A 22,830-nucleotide genomic window follows, 5' to 3' on the forward strand; every position below is an offset into this window, starting at 1 on the left:
CGAGAATTTTCTCATCCGCCTTACGGTTCTTCCCCTTATAAGGATAGCAGTGGATATGGATGGCTGGGTTAAAGTTGGTACGCGAATACCATGCTCTTTCAGGACTTCTTTCGTCACAATTTTATTTTCCATGATCAATACCGTACTGTAGGAATCAAGCGACGTCTTGGTAGCCTGCTTTACATATTCCTTATGATCTCCCCTGTAAGCAGGACGAAGTTCTCGTCACGGTCTATTAATTTGAACGTAATCCCACGTTTCACGGCTGCCTTTAGAAGCAATTGAGTTGATAATTCTAAATCTTCATATCCAACAAAGCGGTACCCACTTTTCTCACTCTCTTCGGCATAAACTTTAGCTTTAGCCAGATGATATTTCATGTAAGTGGATTTCTGAATATCCGACTTAATTTTGTAGGCAAAACCCAACTCGGGATGGTTGATTTTTTGCATCTCTCCATCAAGGATTTGAATCAACTCATTCCCATAAGGATTCAAGAGTTTCACCATTTCTTGCATTTCACGGATAAAGACTTGTTAAAATCCTGTACGTAATCGTATGCTAATAATAAAGAAATACAAGGAATATTTCATTGTATTTGTAATTAAAAGAAACAAACATTTTGGAGTTTAAATGTAGTGAAAAGTGCATAAAAACCTGTTTAGAAGGGAATAAGAGAATGATAAACTTTGAAACTATGATAGAAACTGCAAAATCAGTTCTTGCTGAAGAATTGCCTTTGCAAAACTCAGAAATGCCACCACAGGCGACAGTACTACTTACTGACCATGGCAATGTACATGTAGCTATCTGTCGTGACGTGTTCGGTTCCGACTGTGGTTATGTAAACTTAATAAATACGCTTAAAAACAAAGGAGAGTCTAGAGTTCTCCTAATGGTCACAATGTGGAAGAACGGTACTGTTGACTCTCCTAGTATGAACTTAATAAAATCAATTTATGAAATGAACAAGGAAAATCTAGAGACCGAAGTCATGTTATTTGGTAAAAAACATGATGACCCAGAAGAGCTACCACTCAGAAATTTTATTAGTAAACTGAAATACATGATTATTTATTGAAATAATGCAATCTTAACTCCTAATCTATTATTTATGTTTTACCAATGAATCCATTTTTCTCAGCCATCATGTTCAAATCAATTATGCCTACATAATAAAGGCTATTGATTTTTGCGGGGCATTCCTTAGGCATCTCGTTTACGGTAAAATACAATAGCTGCTGTAATAAAGATCAGTGTCCATAACATTGAAATACCTGTCCCTTGCATGGGTGTAAGGACATTTATTTCATCAGAGGAAGGCGGCATATACATATAATATCCTGCCGTATCCGGTAAATAATTAGGTAGAAAACCTCTCGACAATGGACTGACAACGAAATAATAACCAAGCAGTACCACTAAAGCAGGAGTGGTTCGTCTCAGTAAAGCACCTACAGCTGCACTGAGAAGTGTGGTTAATGTTAGATAGCCTGTTGCACCAAATAAAGCTTCTACCATTGTGTCTATTTCAAACCCTACTGCTGTGTTTCTCATCCTAATAAAAGTATAAAGTACACCTGATGCAGCAATAATAAAAGCCGCAGGAATTGTTATTATTGCTGCCAAATGCTTCGCGCATAATTGAAACCCACGCCAAGGTGTAGTAGTTAATGTAGTTCGAATCTGTCCACCGGTATACTCCGAACAAGCAGCTAAGATCCCAAGAATAATGAACCCTGCTTGAAGATATCCCATAGAAGCAAGCCCTGTATTCAGTATACTTTGCGTCCCTGCTTCCCCTTGTAGACCAGCAGAAGTAAAAGCTGCGGCTAAAACTAAATTAACAATGAATGTACCAATAAGAGTGAGCCATATCCATGGTAATGTTACTAATTTGTCCAGTTCAGCACCAAGGATTTGTGTTATCTTTCTACCAGAAGAGACACTCATGCTGCAACGTCCCTCCTATGGAATACAATAGCTGCAACAATGAAAAAAACGGCTACCCAGGCAAACATGACTAACCCGCCTGTGAACGGGGTGTGAAATCTATCGAATAAACTGCCCGTGGACGGAGCGTGAAAATTGTCGCTCGTAAACATAAACATTTCAAGCCCAGCCCGATCTGGTAAGTAAAACGCTAACTTTGTAGCCTTAGAAAGCAGGAAACTAAATGATACAACGGATGAATTTATGATGAGCACAGCAAGCGGGATAATGCCATTCTTAGTTAGAACCGTAATCCCAAATGCTAAAAGAGCAGTGAATATCCAGTAACAAACTGCACCGATAAGTCTAGATGCTTCAAATACAGGGGCGTATTCACCAAGAATAAGATGTGTTGCTGACGCAGTTGTCATCATAGCAACCATACACAGCAGTATGCTGATCACCGTCACAGCGCCTGCTTTTGCCAGCAAAAAATGAAGCCTTGATGGAACAACCGTTAAACTTGAGGTAATCTGTTGTCCTCCACCAGATTCACTGCTCTCTGTCATATACTCACTGCTGATAGCAAGCACACCAAGAATAATGACACCTTGCACACCAAGACCGAATCCAATATAGCCAACTTCTGATAGCCGTGTGCTAACTCCAGCTATAATCTCCTCTTTTTGTGCTATACTGTCCAAGGCAGCAATGACCGCTGGGGCAAATGCTCCAATAATAAAGGCAAGCCAAATGCTCGGCAAGGAGAACAATTTAGATAATTCTGCGTTGAATGCTCTCATATTGCATCACCTGCATGTTCAGATGTCAGAGCAAAAAAGGCTTCCTCCAGCGTAGAATGATTACCTATTATTTCTTGCAATGTTCCATCTGCAACGATTTTCCCATGACTAATAATCACCACATCATCAACCGTCTCTGCAAGCTCCCCCATGAGATGACTGGATAGCAACACCGTGTTACCAGACGCAGCACGTTCACGTAAAAATGTCCGAATCCAGCGAATTCCTTGTGGGTCGAGCCCGTTTACCGGCTGCATTCGTGAGACCCACTATTTCCAGAACTTCCTCTACACGTGAACGAGGCAATCCTGCGGCACGAGCAATCCAACGCAAGTGTGCCCGTCCTGTTCGCATACGATGGGCTCCAAATCCATCAAGTGCGGCACCTACTGTTGTTAGAGGGTTATGTAATTCTGCGAATGGCTTGCCTTTAATTAGTGCACTCCCTGAGGTGGCACGATCTAATCCAAGCAGGATGCGAAGTGTAGAACTTTTACCTGCCCCATTTGAACCTAAAAAACCAGTTACTCTACCTGGTCTAACTTTAAAGCTGATACCTGATAGGATTTCCCCAGTTCCGCGATGTTTGACTAAGTTATTAATGGTAAGCAACCATAACACTCCCTTTCTGTTATGGTTCTCATTATAAAGAAGCAAAGTTACATCTCGGTTATCATGCTGTTTACTTCTGGGTTAACTTTAAGTTACGCTCTACCAATAGCTACTCTTGTGCCATTTTCATTTGATGTAAAGTCAGCCTTCAGCTTCATTTTTTTCAACATATAATTTGAAGTCGATAATCCAATCCCCGCTCCACGCTCATAGGATGAGTTATCCATACCTGGACCTCTGTCTGCAACAATGATCTGTTCTTTTTCTACATCAACCACAATGTTTGCATATTTCCCCTCTGCTGCATGGCGAATAATATTCTGAAATAAATTATCCAGAACCCGTGCCATCCATGTAGGATCTGCTTCCCAATAAAATGTTTCGTCTGCCGGTAAATCAACATCGAGCTGAATTTCTTTTTCCTCAAATACAGGATACCACGCAGCAACAGATGCCCTTACCAAACGCCCAATATCTGTTGAAACGGGCCCAAAAGGATGTCTTCCTGAGGTAAGCAATGTATAGGTAAGTAAATCATCCATTAGATCTCCGACTCTGGTAATCGTATAGTTGATCTCTGTTAACGAGTTTTGTCCTTCTACACTCATGGATTCTTAGTTTAATTTGGTGACATGTCCTCTCAAAATGGTAAGTGGCGTTCGTAAGTCGTGAGATAAATTCGCAATGAGTCGATGTCGTAACAATTCCTCTTCATATGCTTGTTTACGACTGTCTTCAAGCTGCTGAATCATCCAATTAAAAGAACTTCCTAACTGGTCTATCTCATCCATTCGATCCGCTTGAACAGATATGGGTTTCGGAAATGAGTTATTTTTAGCAGAAGATGACATGACTTCTTGTAAGCGGGCGAGACGTTTTTGAAGTTTCAAGAAGAACAGCCAAGATAATATAACAAATGCGACAATAATTAAACCAAACAATAGCAAGGTAACGTAAAATAGATGTAACGTATTTAGATCTTCACTATTGATAGAATCTCCATTGATAGAAAACCAAACAAACGCACTAAAGAAAATAAGCACAATGGGAGGAAGAAAGATAAATAGAAAATGTACTTTTAGAAAACGACGAAATAATGATCTATTCTGTTTCATAGTTTCACCCGATAGCCTATTCCCTTCAACGTTTCAATAATCTCTGGAGAATCGGGATGACGTTCCAGTTTTTGACGCAGTCGATGGATATGTACTATTATTGTTTTATCACCAGTGATATAAGTTTCTTGCCAAATTGCTTCATAGATTTGTTCTTTTGGTAGAACTTGATTGGGGTGGCGTAAGAAGTACATTAAAATTTGATGTTGTTTCCCAGTCAATATAATTTCTTCTCCTGTGCGTTTGTCATATACCATTTGGACTTCCGGATCTACTTCAATATGATCTCCTAATGAAATGCGTTCGGAATGTGTTCCACCTCTTCGGCGGATTAATACTTCTAATCTTGCAACCAATTCATCCGTATGGAATGGTTTTGTTACATAGTCATCAGCAAATTGCAAACCATCTACCTTGTCATCTATCGATGTTCGAGCAGATAACAGCAAAATAGGAACAGCAGGAGCTGCTTTCTTTAATCGTTTTCCCACCGTAAATCCGTCTAACCCGGGTAACATGATATCCAAAATAACTACTTCATGCTGATGTACTTCTTTTTCGGCTCCTTCACCAGAAAGCAGCCACTGAACTGAAAATCCTCGCTGTTCCAATTCTTCTTTTACCCAACTGCCTATTTTCTCATTATCTTCAATATATAATACGTTTCTTTTCAAGTAACATCCCTCTCTCTAAATTGGGTTCACCATTAGACAGAATAACAATAACACAATCTAAAAAAAATGGTTTCCAGTTAAGACAATTTTAACGTTCGTTAATAGAGTTTCATAAAAAAGAGGCCCATCTAAAGCACTATCACCATGCGTTACATCATTAAACAACTTGCCTCTAAATTAATTTTAAGTTCAGATACTGCAGCGCAGTTATCACTTCTAACAGTTAAGGATCGTATTTTCGCCCTACTTGTAATAAGGTTCACCTCAAAGGGGCTATCGGCGAAAAATAAGAAGGAGCTTGTCGCGGCGTGACAGCTCCTAGAAATCCAATTGGTTAACAACTTGCGCTCTACTCTGAAAATGTGCTAAGTAAAGACGGCCATACGGAAATTTTCTCACGGCAGGATGGACATAATGTTTCCCCCGCTAAATAATACAAATGCCTAACCAATGTTTGCTCCCCGATCGCTTCCGCCCGCTCCGCTAATGTTCGTAATTCTTCATCTGCAAATGACGTAACCGGGACGATCACATGGGATTCCTGATCAGTGTGAAAGACGGGATCTTGTTCATAGGCTTGAAGTATTTCGACTTCTACAGAATGATCTACATGAGGCCAGATGAATACATCTTTTTCGCAGGCCGGACACACGGCCACATACTCATCACCGATAATAAAAGTCATCAGCATATCGGCAAGCATATACGAACCTCGATAAGCGGCATCCGCAGCAAGAATAAAACGTTTCTCCGTCTCATCGATGGAATGACGGGCCGTGTAGTTGAATACTTCCTTTGTAAGCGCCTTGATTTTTCCAATGGCCTTTATATATTCACGATACAATTCAGTACAGGCAGATCTGCCTACATCTTCAGCCAGTTCAGCCCAAGCTTCCGGAAATGGCTCCTCATCGTGCCCATCACGGCTTGCCTCGATTATACCGCAATTTACAAACAGCTCTTTGCGCACTTCCGCATCAGATGTAGAACATGCTATTTGTGCCAAAAACGGCATCGCTGCATATGTAGCCGTATATATCGTATTTTGATGGTACAAGTACTCTTGGAAGATTTCATCAAAAATCTCCTGACTATAATGCTGCATTAGCTGCTGCAATGACACAGATAGGTTTTCTGCAGAACTGTACGGTCCAGTCAGCTTTCCCCATACATCGCTATTCCACGTAAGCAAGCTTGCCCTCCGTTCCTAATTGCCAACTTCTACCCTTTCCCTTATTGTATCACATAAAAAACACTGGAATCAGTGCCCAACATCCAGCGCCTCTATCTCCTTTAGTTTTAGAAGATTACAGATTCCCTTCGATAGCAATTTCATCCACATGCTTAGCGTTGCTGCCACCCATCGACCTACATAATCAATAAATTCAGCGCTGGATGGGTTACTGATTGCTAATATAGACCAATGGTTCAGGATCACTTTCCATTCCGATGAAAATCCTCGCGATATACCCATAAGCCGACACCCAAATTATCACCCCAATGCCCTTTCTCATCTTCAGCATAAGGGTACAAGCCGTAGCCGATATTTCCATCACCTCGACGATAAAATTGCCGTACATCGATGAGATTATCATTCTGGGTGATATAGAGTGACAATGTTGGATGCTCCATATGCTCTTTTATTTGCAAGACGATTTTCTCGAATTGCTTCTGTCTGCTGTTATCTTCCAAACGGTTAAAAAACCATGTAAGGGGTGTGGTGCTTTTTGAAAAGTTCAAGCTCCCAATCTTTTTCCACAAGCTTATTGTTAAGTACCTTATTATTATTTTTGATGATTTCTATTGGTATCATCTCTACTTCAGATGCAGGTGTGAAGCATACTGAAACTGGAAATCCATTATTTATCGCATCAGACAGACAAACGGGTACAGTTAAAATCTAATATACTCTTTGAAAAAAGGGACTCCGTCCCTTTTTTTGTCCTTCAAGGGGTTTACATGCAACTGTATAAGTGTGCAGGCTTCGGTAGCATGCTCAACAAAATGTGTTTAATCAACTATCGTGACTTGTTAGCGTAATCTATACATACTTCCAATCACTGTTGTTTAGCTCAAAACTTGCGATAGAACTATGGAGTGACTCTTCGATTGATCCCATATCAAAATCTTGATAGACTTCCCAGTTCTTATCGCATAGAAATAGATAATAATTGTTGGAATTGTCGTATTTCGCAAGTGCTAACCCTGTAATGATTATTTCCTTAGAAGAGCCATTATCTTCTTCATATAGCATTTTTGCGATTGGACGGTTCACATCATTATCCACATACATTATCACCTTCGCACCGTCCAAATGAGCAGGTACAATCATTGAATACCTCCCTACCGTTTGCTCCCTGGTTTCATTGAACAACGTGTCCCGTTAGTTTAATGGAATTTTTTTTGATTAAAGAACAGTGCCTCTTTAACAATACTTCGTTTTACAATAACAAGTTAATCTTGCACTTCGATAACAAATACGTAGCTTGAACTACCTTCAGAAATTCTCTTTTCTTTATCTTTTAGCCAAGTTGCAGAAAGAGAATAGTAATAAGCACCTTTTTCTCCAGGAGCTTGAAAGGAGTTTTCACTTATTGTTACTTGAGAATGTGCGCCATTATGGAATTTGGAAAGGTTTGTCTCAGTCGGCTGTTTTCCTTCAAACCTAAACTTAATAGTTGCATTCGCAATTACTGTTTCTTTTTCCTTATCCCTAAGCATTTCTTCTGGACTTATATAATCGGCACAAGTGTTTCCCCAACAGTATGAGCTTTGATACACCTGAATGGATTCTCCATTAACGATGACTTCTGGCTGAGGAGGAGTATTACCCAATTGTGGTTCGGAAAGGCCTTCATCTGAGCTGCAAGCACTCAATAACATTACGATAAAGAATACAATCGGCAGTATTTTTCGAAGCATCGAACCCCTCCCTTTATCGCGTAGACGTAAAATGATTACATTATGTTACACTTGTTTTCACATGGACTCAATGAAAACAAGGGGATCCATTGGCCGTGCAATCGTATGAATATTGCCGCGATCTCTTAGCCTATCGCTCCCGAACCCATAATAAAAATCCCACCAGGTTCTTTACGATGGGATTTTTATCTTTTCACAACAGGAATCCTGCCCTTTAATAACATAAGAAATACGATTCCTTATAATGAAGAATCAACTATTTTTGATGAATTTAATCATTTAGTAACTTTATCAACCCTATTTGTCCATATATAGCCCTGATATCCTGCTGGAATTTTTTCAAGGCTTTCTTTTGTATCAAATCCTTCTGACCATTTACCATTTCCCTCTACGATTACGACTCGCGTGTTGACAGATTCCATTCTATCAATAAATTTATTTGGCCAACCCCATAAGAACTTCGCATAATTTAAAGGCAAATGAAGCTCCATATTATGCAATTCTTTCGGAATATATCCCGTCCAACCTAATAATTCGTATTTTAAAAGTGCGTTTTTCATCATTGTTTTCGTCAGCAATTTCAACTCTGCATGTTTTGAACGTAAATAATCAAACCCTTCGCTATCTCCATCACCATAAACTGTTATTTTATCTAATTGATTCTTAGACAATTTGCTTAAATAAGAATGCCACAATACTTTTGTTGTTTCCATATCTCCATCTTTGTCATGAATTAAAAACTCTTTATTAGGAAAAGCTGCAAACACCTCATCTAAGCTTGGCATCATACCAATGCCTTTGCCACGAAACGGATAGCTCTCACCATTATCAGCCGTATATCTATAGCCGACATCTAGTTTCTTCAATTCGTTCATTTTATAATCTTTGACTTCACCTTTACCATCTGTTCTATACTCTAAAGTAAAATCATGAAAAACAGCTAATTGATGATCCTTCGTTAACTGAATATCTAATTCCACTACGTCAGCACCATTATCAAATGCTGCCTTCATAGAAGGAATTGTATTTTCTAAATAAGGGTGCTCAGGCGGATAAATGATTTCAGCTGTATTCGTATCATACTCTACCTGTGAAATATCAAAGGTTTGAGCCAACCCTCTATGAGCTAGAATCTTATAATTTGTATCTTTCGAGTAAAATAGACTCGTATTATTCATCCAAACCATAACAACCAAAAGGGTTATCCCCAAAATGATATATGTCTTTTTATTTTTTATTTTTTTCATTGCTTATCCTTTCCTTCTTTTTCTTTTCTTACTTTAAAATGAATTTACAATGTTATACCCTTTTTTCTAAGAGTATTAGAACCTTTAATACAGTTCAATGTATAAAAATGTAATCTAGATAACGACTATCTGAAAAATCAATCTTAAAAAATCCGCTAATAGCGACTATAAATGGGATCATGTTCTTGTCCCCGACAAGCAGGTGTCAAAGTGGAATCATCAGATAGTTGAGATGAATTTTTACATTGCCGATAAGTCCGATTGAACTAATCTAAGCTCTTTAACTATAAATATCACTTACATATATAAAAAACTTCTCATCTATTCAATCGCAGATGAGAAGTTTTAGATGTGATGCATCCTTTACTGGAGATTTAAAAGTGTAAGCATGTCCAGTGGATGGTTGAACTTATACTTTGCTGGAATAGAATCCCCATGCTTACATCCCCACAAAGCTAGTCCAAAGTCAACACCAGCGTCTCTGGCACATTCAGAATCATAAATGGTGTCGCCGATGTATATGGATGCCCCAGATTTCGCCTCCGAGATATCCAGAAACTTTAGTAATGGTTCGGGATTAGGCTTGTGCAAGGTTGTATCATCTGCACATATTACGTATTGCATATATTGATCAAGACCAAACGGAACAAAATCGTCGACAAATTCTTGTTTCGTCTTGGATGTGACTACCCCGGTAGAAATAGAATGTTCTTTCAGACTCGCAAGCAATTGTTGAATACCTTCGTAAACATGGATTGTATGTTTATAATCCCCCATAAACTCATTCCAACAATGATTGGCATATTCGATGTCATTATCCTTAATGCCCAGTCGTTTCAAGGAGACAGAACCTGGTATCCCTAGCACAAAAGCAAGTTCTGAGAAGTCAACTTCCCGATCATAGTTAATCTTTAGCAGCTTCTGCAAGGATCTCAACACCGCTTGTTCTGTATTTATTAATGTTCCATCAATATCAAAAATAATTGTTGTATACATGGTTATCATCCTCCTTTTGCATATTTAAAAAGAACTCCTATTTGTATGCTAAAGTATGAAATCCATTTCAGGTCAATAGATAAATTAATTCCGAAAGCATCTAACTTTGTTAAAAGACATATGAGTTCGTTAATATAGTAAAAATAAGAAAAACCTCCATCGCCACCGTAAGGAGAAATGTGGCCGAGGAGGTTTTTAACGTTAATTGTAGCCCAGATAGGCAACGACGGTGAAGTCACCTGGTGAACTTAAGACAAGTCTATACTGTCCGTCGGGTTGATTCGAAGCCAGAGGAATCTTGAGACGTGCATATTGACCAGCCGGAATGGTATTCGTCGAATTACTCCCTACCAGCACATCTCCGGTCGGGGTAACCCGGTACAGATTAAAATTAACCCCGAGGCTGATCTGCCCGTTGTTTATGAAGTTGCCTTGAACACCTTCCATAGCATTTTGGGATGAGGCGTACGGATCCGCAATAATTCCTTTATCCTACTCCCCATTTCGACCATCATCAGGAAGCCCGACGCTCTTTGCAAGCGGCGGGCTTCCTGCTATTCTAAAGCCTGCGTTTACGGTTGCAGTTGCCAGAGCGCGGGCACGTTGCTCGGCTCCCAACCCGGCAAGGAGGTATGGTTCTGGATGCATTTGTACACCTTGCCGTTATAGGATACAAGCGCATTGACCACATAAGCGGTATTTGGAGCCCATGGCGTTGCACTCGGACCGTCGGCCGTTGACACCGTCACAGCATTGCTGTTGCCAGATTCGTTGTTCGACGGGTCGTAAGCGCGTACCGTAAACGTATATTGCGTGTTCGGCGACAAACCGGTAACGACCTTCTCTGTTGCCGTTCCAGTGACAGTAGCGATCACCGTGTTGCCGTTGTAAATCCGGTAACCAGCGATACCGGAATCATCTGTGGATGCATTCCACATCAACGTCACTGACGTCGACGTCGGGGTGCCCATCACATGGAGGCCGGTCGGATTGGTCGGCGGCGTCACGTCGACCGGTAATTTCGTGGTCGTAAACTGGACACTATTGCTGAGCGGTGACCGATTACCGGAAGCGTCGAACGCCTTCACAGCTAGATTATAAGTCGTGCCTGCCAATAGATTGGTGAGATTGGCGCTCGTCTGATTGCCAGGAACCGTGGCGATGACATTGACGCCGTTGTACACCTCATAACCCGTGACGGCAATGTTGTCTGTCGAGGCCCCCCAAGTCAGTGTAGCCGTCGTTGTGCCAACGTTGCTGACTGCCAAATTAGTCGGCGCCGTAGGCGCAATGTTGTCGCCAGGACCGAATTGGGCATCGATGACGATGTACCAGGCATTTTGGGTATCCGCGATATCCCACACCCCGAGGATAACATGGTAGCCGTCTCTTTGCGGCACATTGCAGGTTTGGGTTAACGTAGCCGGCGGCTGCTGGCCATTCCCGTTAATCGTGCAGAACGGAGTCAGATCAAACTGGGCGCGGGTCAACGGTGCATTGGGATTCCAATCCGGCTTGGTGATGAAATACCGGTAGCTTGTCGTGGCATGACGAGCAGTAAAAATCCAAGTAAAGTTGTTGGTGCCGCTCTTCATGCTCACCTTGTTCCAGCGAGTAGCTGATTGCTGATCAAGCGGGGCGAAGCCGGCAAGGCCGGCACTGGCAATTTTGCCGTCAGGGGGCCCGGCAGCAGGAAAACCTTTCGGCCCCTCCAGGCTCTGAGGCTCATAGACGATCGGGCCGCAGTTGGTATTCAATCCGTTTTTACACTGGATCGCGCGGCTGGCTGGATCATTGATATATCCGTGGGCTGACAAGGTCTTCGAGAACGCGAACATACAAGCGAATACGAGCAACAATCCGCCGCCAATCAATATTAATCGGAGGATGAAACGGGAATCCAAACGGGTTTGAAACATCATCACATTACCTCCCATGATTTGGTTTGGTCATAATGTGCCTTGCGTTTTCGACACCATCTTTGCCGCGATCTTGTGAGCTGCCTCCTCTCTTGAATAGGATCCTGCCAAAGCTGTGCACAACCGTTAACGTGCGGGCATCCACTCCTTTTTAAACCGATTTATACAAACTCCTTAGAGCTTATATACTCGTACAAAGTCATGAAAAACAATACCTAATCACATCGTGAGGAGCTTAGACAAGCGGGTTGGAAATCTTCGTGGGGAGGGGAGATTAAGCGTGAGCAACTCTGCTCTACTATATAGAATCAGCTATGCTAACTGCTGATGAATGCTGACATTCATAGCGAGCAACTATGTAGGGATCAAAACCAAGCAAGTACGCCTATGGATACAGCTTGCAGGGGATTGGAATCATGTCTCATATGGAGGAATCGATATAGATAAGCATTATAGAGTTTAGTCACAATTGGAGTCATGTTAGCGGAGTATCATGAATTAGCACTTTTCTTTAAAGGATTTTCCTTCTGAACAATAAGACATAAATAATACCGCTTTTATTTTTTATGCAGGTATCTAATCGGCTATGAATACAAGTTCTTATCCTTTGCTCGGGACATGAACTTATACCATTAAAACAAAAATCCGCTCCTGTAAAGTTAAAGATTAGTTCCTCTAATAAGTGTGGAGTGGTTGGAATCATCAAGGTATGTTACAAGGCTAATAGATGTTAGCACAACACGAGGAATCTCCTATATAGGCATCTGCACAATCATATAGTTATTAACCTACATACTGTACATACAGGATATTTGACGTTACGAATAATACGTTATCTTTATAAAGCAAAAGGAGGTATTGTAATGACAAATTTTTATTCTTTTCACGGGACTATCACTATGATTAATGATTTTTTTACAGGGCAAAATGGCGAAGGATGTTTTAAATTTATATCTGTAGACAACGGGTTGGGGGAAATCGTAAATTTCGTGGTGTCGCCCAAAACCTATTTTGTAGACCATGTAATGGTATCAGTGGGAGATCAAGTGACTGGATATTATGACGGAAATGCACCTGCACCTCTAATTTACCCTCCACAATATCAAGCAATTGTCATAGTAAAAAATAGCCCCTATCAGAATGTAAAAGTAGATTATTTTAATACTGAGTTGGAGAGTAGTGATGGACAATTACGATTAATCATTTCTCCCTATACTCAACTTGTACTAACAAATGGGCAACACTTTTCAGGAACCCCTGTGAACCGAGATCTAATTGTTATTTATGGACCTAGCACACAGAGTATCCCCGCCCAAACTACACCCTATAGAATTGTAGTTTTGTGTTTGGGGGCATTATAGAAAATTCCTGTTTAGATACTTTGCGAAAACAGCCAAATAAAAAACCGCGCATCGCGCGGATCCTATCTAATGGCACGTACCATTTTTAGTCCTAGTTAATAATCGAGATTGTGTTTATTATACGTCTCTCCTATTCTTTCCTACAAACGCTAATGATCGATGAAGATAACGGAGAGAACGGCGTTTTATCCCAGTCAGCATATTGATGTTCGACGTGAAAGCCGTGACGGGTTAATAAAGAATGAAGCGTACTCTGATCCGTGAACCGACAAGCAATTCGGGAAGTCGTTCGCTTATCCCCCCCAATTACGCATCGTGACCCAATGCATGATTTGCTGGCTAGCATCGTAACATGCCATTCCCTCCTTTCATTATTTCATCAAGTACTCCAAAATTTGACTCACATTAGACTCCACACTGTTTAAGTGCGTATGTATCGTGATTTCTGGGTGCTCCGGCGCTTCATAGACATCAGAAATACCCGTAAATGCTGTTATCTCACCTTTTATTGCTTTTGCATATAAGCCCTTTACATCTCTGCGCACACAATCCTCTAAGGGACAATGCACATACACTTCAACGTATGGCTCCAGCTCTGCTCGCGCATAGTCTCGCATTTCCAAATAGGGTGCAATCATGGAGATGATCGTCGTAACACCATTGCGGTTCAGCAGCTTGCTAATATAGACGGCACGACGAATATTCTCCATTCGATCTTCTCTACTGAATCCAAGCTCTCGTCCTACCATTTGTCTAAGTTCATCGCCGTCCAAGCATTCAACCCTAACGCCTCTTTCTTGAAGAGCTGCTGACAAAGCTAACGCCGTTGTCGTTTTACCAGAGCTTGGAATCCCTGTTAACCATATTGCCGTTCCTACCAATGCATAGTTCCCCTTTATGCTAATATTGCGATTCGTTCGAGTGCACGTTCTCCGTAAATAGAATCGAACGACTGCTCCTCCATATGGATATAGCCTATATAACAATCACATTGCCTCATACGACACGAGCGTTCTTTAGAGATTCCATCAAGCCCATCTTTATACAAATTTCCGATTACTTGACGATCCTTATAGCAACGCTTTACGCGCCCGTCTCCTTGGACATAAAACACACTTTTTCCGGCACGGCACGGCTTGTCCATACTGTCGTAATCCCTGGCATTAAGGATAAAATAGGGATCCATATCGGTCAAAAATGCTGTATCCTCGGCAGAATAGTATGCTGGTTTATCTTTGTAGGCGTTCACCCACATATAAATATCAACAGGCAGTGCCTTCCTTAAGGAAGAAATGGAGTTGAACGCACTCTTCACACCGACACAGCCTACACTGAACGGTATTTTTTGTTCATAAAGCTTGCCGCATTGCTGTAAAAATCGTTCTTCCTTCGTCTGCCCAGGATGGTACGTTACCCAGAATGCAGCCGTAACCGGATTCAACTCGCGCGTCCAATCGAGCTTAGCGGATAAGTTGGTTTGTATAGCGACCTTATGAACGTGCTGCATGTGGGACAGCTTGACCATCGCTTCCCTGTACCAACTATGCGTAAGCCCTTCACCATATGGGTTGAAAAAAACGGACAACTGATGCCCGCTTCCTTCTTGCTTCCTTACCCAATCGACAAAGGTCTGCACTTGCAGCCGATCCTTCGCCAATGTCTCTGGACTATCCGTGTTCTTGCTAAAAGGACAGTAAGGACAGTCATAATTGCATGAGCTCAAGCTCCCGCGAAAATAAATCGTCGCTTTCATAACAGTACACAGCTTTCCATACGTGCCCGAATATCCGGAGAAATGAACCAATCTCCTATGGAATCGGAGTACATAAGCCCTTCATCCGTCAGCCGAAGCACCTCATGCTCTATAACAGCAAGATCCGTATGCACAAGCAGATTCAACTCGGGATAATCGACGAGAGATGACGTTCCGAACCGCTCCACGTAGCTGCTCAATGCCAAGCCTTCCGTATGAAGCAGCGCTTTTAGTATAAAGCGTCGCTGCTGGTCATCCTCGCTTAATACAATGCCATAATCTGCATGGGTGTAGTCGGCTGAAGCCACGTAGTCGGCAATGATGCTTGCTGTAGCTGAACGACCTACACTGTATCGCGAGGAGTAATGAACCTCTTTTGTGTAAGAGCGTGCGCCACAGCCAAGTCCAATCATGCCCTCTTCCTGACAACCATACGGAAGCAGTGATTTTTTCGAAATCGCATCTGCTTTGGCAAATCTGCGCATCGAGTACTGGGTATATCCATGTGCAAGCAAGCGATCCCGCGCTGCACGATAGAAGCTTACCCTCTGATCCTCGCCACTCTGCCTTATCTGCTCTGGCTTTACAATCGTGTGCTCGCGAGTATATAGCGGATAAATAAATAACTCCTCTGGGTCATAAGACAACGCCTTATCCAGCGAATAAATCCATGAATCATGGGTTTGACCGGGAAGGCCATAAATCAAATCCAGATTTAGGATCGGAAATTGGTATAACTTGAGCTGCTTCAGAGCTCTTTCGACTTCCTGCGGCTTTTGGGGACGATAGATCGCGTCCGCTTCAAATTCTACGAAGCTTTGAATGCCCATACTGACCCGATCCACCTGCCTGCTTTTTAAAATATTCAAGCGTTCGGTGGTTATCGTTTCGGGAGATGTCTCTACCGAGATGGAAGCTTGGGCTGGATTCATGCCCATCACATTTTGAGCAATATGAAACAACCGATCCAGCTGGTCAGGCTCGAGTAAAGTCGGCGTACCGCCTCCAATAGCAAATCTAGCAATCGGCTTATTCGGAATAAGTGGAGCCCATTGTGCAGCTTGTCTCTCCAATGCATCCACATAATTGGTATGTACGTCGGCTCTCTTGTCAGGCAACGTGAATAAATTGCAAAATCCGCAGCGTGCTCCACAAAACGGGATATGCATATATAAAAAGAGTGAATCTGCCTTTTCTCGGCTCCACAGTTCGGAAAGCGGCAGCTTCCTCTCCAATTCTCGATAGGAGGTTTTGTGTGGATAAGCATATAAATAAGACCGGTAAGGCTCTGATGTGAGGTTTTCCTTCCAACTGCGCAGAGCCTCTGAATTCTGGATGATATCCGTGTAATTAGGGTAGACCGTATGGCTCATCATGTTTCCTCCTCTCACCTTACAAAATAAATTCGCGATAAGGCACGTTCCACACGACCTCATGCGCTAGCCTATGGCCGTTGTAGCCATCTTCACCGAAGGCGGTTCCATGATCAGAGAACGCCATGCAAAATACAGGTCGTTCCCGTTCTCTGAATGCCTGAAATAATCGACCAAGCTCACCGTCAACATATCGAAGTGCTGCGCGCTGTGTCTCTAATGAGTCTTTCTTTGCTCCTGGTACAAAATAATGATTGGGCCCATGAATCGCTGATACGTTCATAAATAGAAACAGGCGTTCCGTCTGATTCGAATTATGCAGGAGCTTGATGGCATGGTTCACCTGATGCTCTGTCGAGCGTTGATTTGTAACCCCAAAGGTCATCCGCCAATAGCTTTCTTGGAAGTAGCTTGGAAGAACTTTGGCTAGCGGAACCTTTTTGGTAAAGAAGATAACTCCGCCTATACAAATCGTACGGTAGCCCACAGCTTGCAATCCAGATACGATATCCGTTGTATCAAATTGCCATGTATACGGATGTGTCTTTAATCCCGTATTTTTCGAATGAAACAATCGTACATGCTCTGCCTTATTTGTCGTAGCCGGAGTTGGCAGAAATCCGCCAAAGAAAGCATGATGAGCAGCATAAGTGAAGCTGCCTGGTGTATGTCGCTTTTCCCAATGCCCGGTCCCGCACAAATTCGGACAGTTTGCTTCCTCCAACACAGCGGCGTCATATCGCAGTGTATCCAGCGTAATCATCAGAATATCGTGACTGCCTACAATTTCATTCATGTTAAACATCGTGGTGATCCTCTTCCATTTTAGATAGTCGTAGAGAGTGTAGCCATTCTCATTTCCCATTCATAGGGATCATGTCCTTCATAATGACTATGGTACAGTAAATCTCCGAACGGATTAACATCCAATACATAAGGTCTATAGGAACCGCTGCTCAATAACACATCTATGCCTGCGACAGTAGAACGTGGAAATACCGATAGCGTTTGTTCAGCGCATTGTCGTACGGCAGCTTGAAGATTGTCAGACAAGCCGATTTCATCCAAGCTCATTCGATCACTATCAAGATGCAGATTCGTTATAGGTGTTCTGCTTACCCTTGCAATACTATGACACGCTTTACCTTCTACGACAAGTTGCCGGATATCAAAGGTGCGATCCCGATAAGACGCTTTCGGAATCCATTGCTCTACATGAGCGCCTTGTTCCAATAACCAGTTGATGATTTGGCGAATGACTTGGCGTTCTTTATAGTTCACCAGCTTTTTTACGTTATAAAATATAGGAGGTCTACGTAGATAGTTCTCCACACCTATCGTAGTCACGGCCGATTCTGCACCTGTAATGGGGTTTTCCTGATATGCGATCACACCACATGCGCCGGAACCCGTTGCTAGCTTAATAAATAAACGATATATGCGCTCTTTTGCCATAACATCCCGAAGTATATTGTAATCCGGTATGTCTTCCGGTGCAGCTAATCTTCTAGGTACCGGTAATCCAGCCGATGATAAGATCTGGTGAGTATACCTTTTATCGAACATTGCGGCTATATCCTCGGGAGCATTCATCCAACGTGGCGTATTCCACAGCTGTGCTGCCTCCCTGTCCAGTTGAGATAACAGCTTGCAATACCCACGAAACCACTGGGAAGGATGATACAGCTCTCCCTTATTTTCCTCCAACCCTTTGGCCATCCTTACCGAGATAGGCTGAACAACGCACTTGTTATATCTAAGCCATCGCTCGTCTATATGGGTGTTGGCCGAATCAGGGGCGCCAAGTGCAATAAGCTCACGTTCCACTTCAAAATGTTCCCCGGGCGCGTCAAGCCGCAGCAATGGAGGTTCATCCAACGTTTGCCCCAAGCTCTGTGCAACCGAACTCAAGGATGCATTTCCCTGCAACACATCTAAATAATTCAAAACAAGAGCTGGGGGCAACCCCAGCCGAGTTCTTGCTGCTTGTAGTCCGGTTGTTCTTCTATTGCCGGAATTGCCAATGATAATCATCGATTTCATCGTTATTCCGTCAATGAAGGATAGCGATAATCCTCGTCTTCATCAGAATCCTGTTGATCACTGATATCTACATTGAGGCCTGACTGCTTCCAACGATTCATCATTGCATCTGACATGTAATGATAGCTTAAATCAAGCGACTTCAGTTTCAATATCTTTTCACTATTGATAAGAGCTTCCGCTCCCTTATCTGTCAACGTCCCCATAGAAAGATCCAACGTATGTAGTTGATCAAGAATCGGTGCATCGGCTACTGCAATAGCGATTTCGTCTTGAATTTCACTGTCTTTGAGCCCAAGATAGGAAAGCTGAGGGAACTTTCCAGGTTCAATCAACTGGAGCACATCCGCGAGACTTCCGTCAAATCCATACTCCTCTACCCCTAAATAAAGCTCCAGCTTCTTCAAATTTTTGAAACTGCCTTCACTTATGCTAGTAATGACGTCTGTTCCAAGCCCGCCGCAAATAATAGTAAGCTCCTCTAGTTTGTCGTGGTGAGCCGGAATAAGACTAAGACCTGTGCTCCCTTTAATGGTGAGTGATCGAAGCTCAGGATAAGCAGATAGAATCGGCCCTAGGTTAGATTGATTAATCCAAGAAACCTCGCATTCTTCAGAGGACATATCGCCAATAAATAAGCTCCGCAGCTGCGGAAAGCGGTCTTTTAACCGAACAAGAGCTTCGACAACTACACTGGAATCATCCTCATAGGCGCCGCCCCAGTCACCGATTATGAGACTTTCAAGCTGCAAGCTCTCATCCTTGCCTGCAAGCTCCTCTATTAAATCTACGATTTTGACACCATCCTCGTATTGATCATAATCGACAGATAGTTTACATTCGGACATAACATTACCTCCTGAAAATGAATACTAACTTGTTCATTATAATAGCCACACTTGTAAGTATCAAATGTTTCCAATCCATAAATATCCCCTAAAGTAATTGCCTTGCGGAAGGGATCCGACAAGCCGTATCTCTTTCTGTGAAAGCCAAAATTGCATATAACTAATTCCTTATGTTCTTGTCAAATGAAAATGACATGAAGTTGATGACATAAAGCAAAAAAACCGCATTTTGCGCGGTTAATCTAAGCCTTTCAAATTCAAATCATGTTCAGACACTAAGATAGGACTCTATAGAGTTTTTCATATGATTTACGAGTGCTATTACCTCGCTGAAATCTGCTCATTTTATTTGTAATTTATCTTGTTGCATACATCATGAGCATCCTCCCATTTTCTTTTGCAAGAGCAATATAAATGACACCGCCAAAAGATCCCGGAGGAAGAGTTCCCTCGATAATCCAAGCTTCTGCAATAGGGTTATAGCTGATAGCAAAGGGTGTTTCCTCCAAAAAACGGGGATAATGCTCTGCTAAATAGGGGAAGATTGCCGTTGCAACTGCATGTACATCTGTAAGCTCACCAAAAGCAGTTTCATCTCCAAACCGATTATCCTGGAGAAGAGTGTCGCGATCGGCGAAATAGAGCTCAAACCTGCCATATAAATTCTCATCATCCAAATCACGTTCTACAAATCCATATTCAATAACTTTTTCCTTTTGATAAACATTGCTTTTACTCTTTTTCTTATAGTCAGCCCGTACGGTGATTTGATTAACTCGAAGCCGGTCGCGTTCTTGCTCCTGCTCAGCTATTATTTGCTCCAAAGCATCCATAAAGCTCATTTTGATTCACCCTCTGTTCCCATTGAACTCCTTTTCAAAAGCATGAATGCACTTGCCCTCTTTGGAAGTGTCCAAGACTGCAAAACGAATTTCCGAAAATAGGTATCCTAAGCCTTCATCCTTCAGCAGCTCCCGCCACCATCCTGCTACCTTCACCGGGTCATTCCGGAAAACACCGCAGCCGTAGGCACCCAAAATGAGGTTCTTATCGCCTTTTTGGGCGAATATGGCTAAGGCCAGTCGCATCCGGTCTTTCATCATACATTCCGCTTTCCGGGGATCCTCTCCCTTAAGCAGAACCTGCCCATAATTCACGGCGGGCAGAGTCAATACTGAAGCTGTCACCGGCCGCTCTATAAGATCGAACCGCTGGTTACGGAAAAACACTACGTCCGGGGAATAGATGGCGTGATTCGTATACATCATCGATTTACAGGCCCGATTAGCCTTATAATAACGTTCATTGCGCAGCTGTGTTTCATATAATCCGCTGGAGGCCGCCAGGCTTTCTTCCTGAGCCATCGCCCCGTTTAAAAATCCACCTCCGGGATTTTTTGCGCTAGCAAAGTTTAACACGCCGACGCGCCCTTTCCCTAGCTCCGCAAAATCCAAGATCGACTTTACTGTGGTCTTGTTGGCGACAGAATAAACGGGTTCTTGCGGCAACTTAGGCAGCTCGTCATTTCCCCGTACCAGTGTCTCTCCCTGTTCCGGTGTAATCAGCTCGCTATTTGCCTCGGATTGCTTTTGTGCAGTGGCGAATTCTACCCGCCGCCCCTTATATTCATAGAAGCCTTGCCGCTGTATTCGTAATGTTTCCTCAGCAATTTCTTTTCGTTTCATTTCATTCCCTCTTCTTTCATCAATAACAAATCCGGTAGATGTTAATCTCGTAGTAATTCGTCTCTCACTTCGGTCAGCACAAATCCGAGTAGGTTCCTACCACGCCATATTAGTGGATTCTCCACATCCGGATTGGACTGTCCCATGCCGATTCCCCAAATGCGATCCCGTGGGCTGGCTTCAACGAGAATACGGTTTTTCGTTGACTTGAGATATTCGCCAAGCTTCGGATTCTGCGAAAATTTGGCCAAATTGCCTCTTTTAACGATGCCATAGCATTCGTTGTCCCAAATATCCTTGTCGAAGTTTCTAACTGCACGCCCGTAGGCTTTCATCTCCTTAGGATGCTTAGCTTTAAGAATCGCGTCCAACATTTCGCCATCTTCAAAAAGTCTTGCTTTCTCGGACATCATAAACTGCTCGACACAGGAATACTCGTGTCCCTCTACCACGAAAGGGCTCATCCACCATTGGCTAAAACAGCTTTTGTCAACCCCGCCGTCTTTTGGCGGAGTATGGCCCCAGAAGAAGACAAACTTGAACGTTTTACCTGCAATATATGCTTTTCTTAACTGCTCGATATTGTATATCATCATCGATATTCCTCCAAATTTCTTCGAAACAAGCGGGAAGGACGGTGTCCCGCATTTTCAGTATAATGATCGGTCTCCGCTACAAGATGCGCCACTTTACGCCGGAAGGCGGCTTTCAATAATTCTTTGTCCAAGATCACCTCGTAAACCTGCTGCAGCTCCGTCAAAGTAAAGAGGTGCGGCATCAAGTGCAGCGCAATGCCGGTATAATTCACTTTTCCCCGCAGTCGCTCAATAGCGCAGGCGATAATCTTCGCATGATCAAAAGCCAATCCGTGATTTGATACGATGGAGTAAGAGGTCGACGACGAGGCCGGCTTTGACGTCATCGTCCATTCCACAACTGCCGTAAGCTCTTCCTCTTCGCTGCTTAGCTTGAGCTCGTATTCCATTGTTTTCACAAACCCATCCTCAATAAACTCTTTACGCTCACGTAGGAGCCGATAGGTTGCCTTGAACCAGGCTGCGCCGACAGCGTCATCCCCTGCTTTCAGCTGTACCTGATCGCTGTTAATTAAGGCCATGTAGCTGCAGCTCATCACCCATGTGCGGGGATCCCTACCAACATCGCTGAAGGTGTACAACTGCTCCAAATATACGTCATCCACACCCGTTTCCTCGCGCAGCTCCCTCACCGCCGCCTGCTCCGTCATCTCATTCGGCCGGACGAATCCGCCTGGAAGCGCCCAACTGCCCAAGAATGGATGACCACCGCGGCGAATGAGCAATATACGCAGCTCTTTTTCCGGAAGTTTGCGGTAGCTGTCCACCTCCGTTTTCGTTACTGTGAAAATAACCACGTCCGCCGCCACCGAAGGCCGTTCGTAATCCCCGACACGGTACTGCTCGAAAAATTCACTTTCCGTAAGTCCATCGCGATCCAACAAATTCAAGCGTCTTTACCTCCATTGTTATTTATTCTAGCCGTGCAGCTCTTCGAAATGAGTTCCTCAA

At 42.9% G+C, this 22,830-nt stretch carries 27 protein-coding genes; 2 read left to right on the forward strand and 25 right to left on the reverse strand.

What is annotated here, in order from left to right:
* Window positions 1-179: 179 nt before the first annotated feature.
* A complete protein-coding gene (locus BBG47_RS19185; protein ID WP_254659867.1) occupies window positions 180-509 on the reverse strand; it encodes a hypothetical protein in 330 nt (109 codons plus the stop codon).
* A gap of 170 nt (window positions 510-679) precedes the next feature.
* Between BBG47_RS19185 and BBG47_RS19190 the strand changes: the two genes are divergently transcribed.
* The gene (locus BBG47_RS19190) at window positions 680-1,081 is read left to right on the forward strand and encodes a hypothetical protein (RefSeq protein ID WP_065293041.1); all 402 of its coding nucleotides are present in this window, start codon (window positions 680-682) and stop codon (window positions 1,079-1,081) included.
* 125 nt (window positions 1,082-1,206) lie between these two features.
* Here the strand turns inward: BBG47_RS19190 and BBG47_RS19195 are convergent, their stop codons facing one another.
* The 14 genes from BBG47_RS19195 to BBG47_RS19255 form a co-directional block, all read right to left on the reverse strand.
* Entirely contained in the window at window positions 1,207-1,953 is a 747-nt protein-coding gene (locus BBG47_RS19195; RefSeq protein WP_065293042.1) for an ABC-2 transporter permease, read from the reverse strand.
* Window positions 1,950-2,735: an ABC transporter permease gene (locus BBG47_RS19200; RefSeq protein ID WP_065293043.1), complete on the reverse strand. Its 786-nt coding sequence runs from the start codon at window positions 2,733-2,735 to the stop codon at window positions 1,950-1,952. Before BBG47_RS19200 ends, BBG47_RS19195 begins: the two co-directional genes overlap by 4 nt.
* The gene (locus BBG47_RS30795) at window positions 2,732-2,992 is read right to left on the reverse strand and encodes an ATP-binding cassette domain-containing protein (protein WP_254659871.1); all 261 of its coding nucleotides are present in this window, start codon (window positions 2,990-2,992) and stop codon (window positions 2,732-2,734) included. Before BBG47_RS30795 ends, BBG47_RS19200 begins: the two co-directional genes overlap by 4 nt.
* Window positions 2,931-3,356, reverse strand: coding sequence for an ATP-binding cassette domain-containing protein (locus tag BBG47_RS30800; protein WP_254659868.1), 426 nt, complete (start codon window positions 3,354-3,356; stop codon window positions 2,931-2,933). The genes BBG47_RS30795 and BBG47_RS30800 overlap by 62 nt, the downstream gene beginning before the upstream one ends.
* An 83-nt stretch (window positions 3,357-3,439) precedes the next feature.
* Window positions 3,440-3,889: a sensor histidine kinase gene (locus tag BBG47_RS30805; RefSeq protein WP_254659869.1), complete on the reverse strand. Its 450-nt coding sequence runs from the start codon at window positions 3,887-3,889 to the stop codon at window positions 3,440-3,442.
* Window positions 3,890-3,961: 72 nt separating this feature from the next.
* Entirely contained in the window at window positions 3,962-4,462 is a 501-nt protein-coding gene (locus tag BBG47_RS30810) for a HAMP domain-containing protein (RefSeq protein ID WP_254659870.1), read from the reverse strand.
* Window positions 4,459-5,136: a response regulator transcription factor gene (locus BBG47_RS19215; protein ID WP_065293044.1), complete on the reverse strand. Its 678-nt coding sequence runs from the start codon at window positions 5,134-5,136 to the stop codon at window positions 4,459-4,461. Before BBG47_RS19215 ends, BBG47_RS30810 begins: the two co-directional genes overlap by 4 nt.
* A 349-nt stretch (window positions 5,137-5,485) precedes the next feature.
* The gene (locus tag BBG47_RS19220) at window positions 5,486-6,328 is read right to left on the reverse strand and encodes a hypothetical protein (protein ID WP_065293045.1); all 843 of its coding nucleotides are present in this window, start codon (window positions 6,326-6,328) and stop codon (window positions 5,486-5,488) included.
* 242 nt (window positions 6,329-6,570) lie between these two features.
* Window positions 6,571-6,876, reverse strand: a complete 306-nt coding sequence (locus BBG47_RS19225) for a hypothetical protein (protein ID WP_175400585.1) — start codon at window positions 6,874-6,876, stop codon at window positions 6,571-6,573.
* 301 nt (window positions 6,877-7,177) lie between these two features.
* Window positions 7,178-7,468 (reverse strand): hypothetical protein, encoded by a 291-nt coding sequence (locus tag BBG47_RS19230; RefSeq protein ID WP_065293047.1) that lies wholly within the window; start codon window positions 7,466-7,468, stop codon window positions 7,178-7,180.
* 122 nt (window positions 7,469-7,590) lie between these two features.
* Window positions 7,591-8,058, reverse strand: coding sequence for a hypothetical protein (locus BBG47_RS19235; protein ID WP_065293048.1), 468 nt, complete (start codon window positions 8,056-8,058; stop codon window positions 7,591-7,593).
* Between the two features lie 275 nt (window positions 8,059-8,333).
* Window positions 8,334-9,305, reverse strand: a complete 972-nt coding sequence (locus BBG47_RS19240) for a glycerophosphodiester phosphodiesterase family protein (RefSeq protein ID WP_065293049.1) — start codon at window positions 9,303-9,305, stop codon at window positions 8,334-8,336.
* A 363-nt stretch (window positions 9,306-9,668) separates the two neighbouring features.
* Window positions 9,669-10,301: an HAD family hydrolase gene (locus BBG47_RS19245; protein WP_065293050.1), complete on the reverse strand. Its 633-nt coding sequence runs from the start codon at window positions 10,299-10,301 to the stop codon at window positions 9,669-9,671.
* A gap of 572 nt (window positions 10,302-10,873) precedes the next feature.
* Window positions 10,874-12,220 (reverse strand): lytic polysaccharide monooxygenase, encoded by a 1,347-nt coding sequence (locus BBG47_RS19255; protein ID WP_065293069.1) that lies wholly within the window; start codon window positions 12,218-12,220, stop codon window positions 10,874-10,876.
* A gap of 863 nt (window positions 12,221-13,083) precedes the next feature.
* On the opposite strand from BBG47_RS19255, the gene BBG47_RS19260 reads away from it, so the two are divergent.
* Window positions 13,084-13,581: a hypothetical protein gene (locus BBG47_RS19260; protein ID WP_065293051.1), complete on the forward strand. Its 498-nt coding sequence runs from the start codon at window positions 13,084-13,086 to the stop codon at window positions 13,579-13,581.
* A gap of 371 nt (window positions 13,582-13,952) precedes the next feature.
* Here the strand turns inward: BBG47_RS19260 and cysC are convergent, their stop codons facing one another.
* The 10 genes from cysC to BBG47_RS19310 all read right to left on the reverse strand — a co-directional run bounded on the left by cysC (window position 13,953) and on the right by BBG47_RS19310 (window position 22,769).
* Window positions 13,953-14,462 (reverse strand): adenylyl-sulfate kinase, encoded by a 510-nt coding sequence (gene cysC / locus BBG47_RS19265; protein ID WP_083189464.1) that lies wholly within the window; start codon window positions 14,460-14,462, stop codon window positions 13,953-13,955.
* A 14-nt stretch (window positions 14,463-14,476) separates the two neighbouring features.
* Window positions 14,477-15,334, reverse strand: a complete 858-nt coding sequence (locus BBG47_RS19270) for an STM4011 family radical SAM protein (RefSeq protein ID WP_065293052.1) — start codon at window positions 15,332-15,334, stop codon at window positions 14,477-14,479.
* The gene (locus BBG47_RS19275; protein WP_065293053.1) at window positions 15,331-16,707 is read right to left on the reverse strand and encodes an STM4012 family radical SAM protein; all 1,377 of its coding nucleotides are present in this window, start codon (window positions 16,705-16,707) and stop codon (window positions 15,331-15,333) included. Before BBG47_RS19275 ends, BBG47_RS19270 begins: the two co-directional genes overlap by 4 nt.
* 19 nt (window positions 16,708-16,726) lie before the next feature.
* Window positions 16,727-17,512 carry an STM4013/SEN3800 family hydrolase gene (locus BBG47_RS19280; RefSeq protein WP_065293054.1) on the reverse strand — a complete coding sequence of 262 codons (786 nt, stop codon included), beginning with the start codon at window positions 17,510-17,512 and terminating at the stop codon, window positions 16,727-16,729.
* Between the two features lie 20 nt (window positions 17,513-17,532).
* Window positions 17,533-18,750 carry an STM4014 family protein gene (locus tag BBG47_RS19285; RefSeq protein WP_065293055.1) on the reverse strand — a complete coding sequence of 406 codons (1,218 nt, stop codon included), beginning with the start codon at window positions 18,748-18,750 and terminating at the stop codon, window positions 17,533-17,535.
* A gap of 2 nt (window positions 18,751-18,752) precedes the next feature.
* Window positions 18,753-19,598: an STM4015 family protein gene (locus BBG47_RS19290; RefSeq protein ID WP_065293056.1), complete on the reverse strand. Its 846-nt coding sequence runs from the start codon at window positions 19,596-19,598 to the stop codon at window positions 18,753-18,755.
* A 356-nt stretch (window positions 19,599-19,954) separates the two neighbouring features.
* Window positions 19,955-20,440, reverse strand: coding sequence for an NTF2 fold immunity protein (locus BBG47_RS19295; protein WP_065293057.1), 486 nt, complete (start codon window positions 20,438-20,440; stop codon window positions 19,955-19,957).
* Window positions 20,441-20,446: 6 nt separating this feature from the next.
* Window positions 20,447-21,283: a TIGR02452 family protein gene (locus BBG47_RS19300; RefSeq protein ID WP_065293058.1), complete on the reverse strand. Its 837-nt coding sequence runs from the start codon at window positions 21,281-21,283 to the stop codon at window positions 20,447-20,449.
* Between the two features lie 41 nt (window positions 21,284-21,324).
* Window positions 21,325-21,876 carry a riboflavin biosynthesis intermediates N-glycosidase gene (locus BBG47_RS19305; RefSeq protein WP_065293071.1) on the reverse strand — a complete coding sequence of 184 codons (552 nt, stop codon included), beginning with the start codon at window positions 21,874-21,876 and terminating at the stop codon, window positions 21,325-21,327.
* Window positions 21,876-22,769: an NrtR DNA-binding winged helix domain-containing protein gene (locus BBG47_RS19310; RefSeq protein WP_065293059.1), complete on the reverse strand. Its 894-nt coding sequence runs from the start codon at window positions 22,767-22,769 to the stop codon at window positions 21,876-21,878. The genes BBG47_RS19305 and BBG47_RS19310 overlap by 1 nt, the downstream gene beginning before the upstream one ends.
* Between the last annotated feature and the right edge of the window lie 61 nt (window positions 22,770-22,830).

The sequence above is a fragment of the Paenibacillus sp. KS1 genome (assembly GCF_001680695.1).
Lineage (GTDB): Bacteria > Bacillota > Bacilli > Paenibacillales > Paenibacillaceae > Paenibacillus_B > Paenibacillus_B suaedae.

What these genes read in the sequence shown, in the direction of transcription:
- BBG47_RS30810 (WP_254659870.1), bottom strand. Translation starts at nt 4,462, where the DNA reads ATGAAACAGAATAGATCATTATTTCGTCGTTTTCTAAAAGTACATTTT.
- BBG47_RS19185 (WP_254659867.1), bottom strand. Translation starts at nt 509, where the DNA reads ATGGTGAAACTCTTGAATCCTTATGGGAATGAGTTGATTCAAATCCTT.
- BBG47_RS19295 (WP_065293057.1), bottom strand. Translation starts at nt 20,440, where the DNA reads ATGAGCTTTATGGATGCTTTGGAGCAAATAATAGCTGAGCAGGAGCAA.
- BBG47_RS30805 (WP_254659869.1), bottom strand. Translation starts at nt 3,889, where the DNA reads ATGGATGATTTACTTACCTATACATTGCTTACCTCAGGAAGACATCCT.
- BBG47_RS30795 (WP_254659871.1), bottom strand. Translation starts at nt 2,992, where the DNA reads ATGCAGCCGGTAAACGGGCTCGACCCACAAGGAATTCGCTGGATTCGG.
- BBG47_RS19235 (WP_065293048.1), bottom strand. Translation starts at nt 8,058, where the DNA reads ATGCTTCGAAAAATACTGCCGATTGTATTCTTTATCGTAATGTTATTG.
- BBG47_RS19195 (WP_065293042.1), bottom strand. Translation starts at nt 1,953, where the DNA reads ATGAGTGTCTCTTCTGGTAGAAAGATAACACAAATCCTTGGTGCTGAA.
- BBG47_RS19260 (WP_065293051.1), top strand. Translation starts at nt 13,084, where the DNA reads ATGACAAATTTTTATTCTTTTCACGGGACTATCACTATGATTAATGAT.
- BBG47_RS19305 (WP_065293071.1), bottom strand. Translation starts at nt 21,876, where the DNA reads ATGATATACAATATCGAGCAGTTAAGAAAAGCATATATTGCAGGTAAA.
- BBG47_RS19270 (WP_065293052.1), bottom strand. Translation starts at nt 15,334, where the DNA reads ATGAAAGCGACGATTTATTTTCGCGGGAGCTTGAGCTCATGCAATTAT.
- BBG47_RS19275 (WP_065293053.1), bottom strand. Translation starts at nt 16,707, where the DNA reads ATGAGCCATACGGTCTACCCTAATTACACGGATATCATCCAGAATTCA.
- BBG47_RS19240 (WP_065293049.1), bottom strand. Translation starts at nt 9,305, where the DNA reads ATGAAAAAAATAAAAAATAAAAAGACATATATCATTTTGGGGATAACC.
- BBG47_RS19280 (WP_065293054.1), bottom strand. Translation starts at nt 17,512, where the DNA reads ATGTTTAACATGAATGAAATTGTAGGCAGTCACGATATTCTGATGATT.
- BBG47_RS19290 (WP_065293056.1), bottom strand. Translation starts at nt 19,598, where the DNA reads ATGTCCGAATGTAAACTATCTGTCGATTATGATCAATACGAGGATGGT.
- BBG47_RS19200 (WP_065293043.1), bottom strand. Translation starts at nt 2,735, where the DNA reads ATGAGAGCATTCAACGCAGAATTATCTAAATTGTTCTCCTTGCCGAGC.
- BBG47_RS19245 (WP_065293050.1), bottom strand. Translation starts at nt 10,301, where the DNA reads ATGTATACAACAATTATTTTTGATATTGATGGAACATTAATAAATACA.
- BBG47_RS19300 (WP_065293058.1), bottom strand. Translation starts at nt 21,283, where the DNA reads ATGAAACGAAAAGAAATTGCTGAGGAAACATTACGAATACAGCGGCAA.
- BBG47_RS19285 (WP_065293055.1), bottom strand. Translation starts at nt 18,750, where the DNA reads ATGAAATCGATGATTATCATTGGCAATTCCGGCAATAGAAGAACAACC.
- BBG47_RS19230 (WP_065293047.1), bottom strand. Translation starts at nt 7,468, where the DNA reads ATGATTGTACCTGCTCATTTGGACGGTGCGAAGGTGATAATGTATGTG.
- BBG47_RS19255 (WP_065293069.1), bottom strand. Translation starts at nt 12,220, where the DNA reads ATGTTTCAAACCCGTTTGGATTCCCGTTTCATCCTCCGATTAATATTG.
- BBG47_RS19190 (WP_065293041.1), top strand. Translation starts at nt 680, where the DNA reads ATGATAAACTTTGAAACTATGATAGAAACTGCAAAATCAGTTCTTGCT.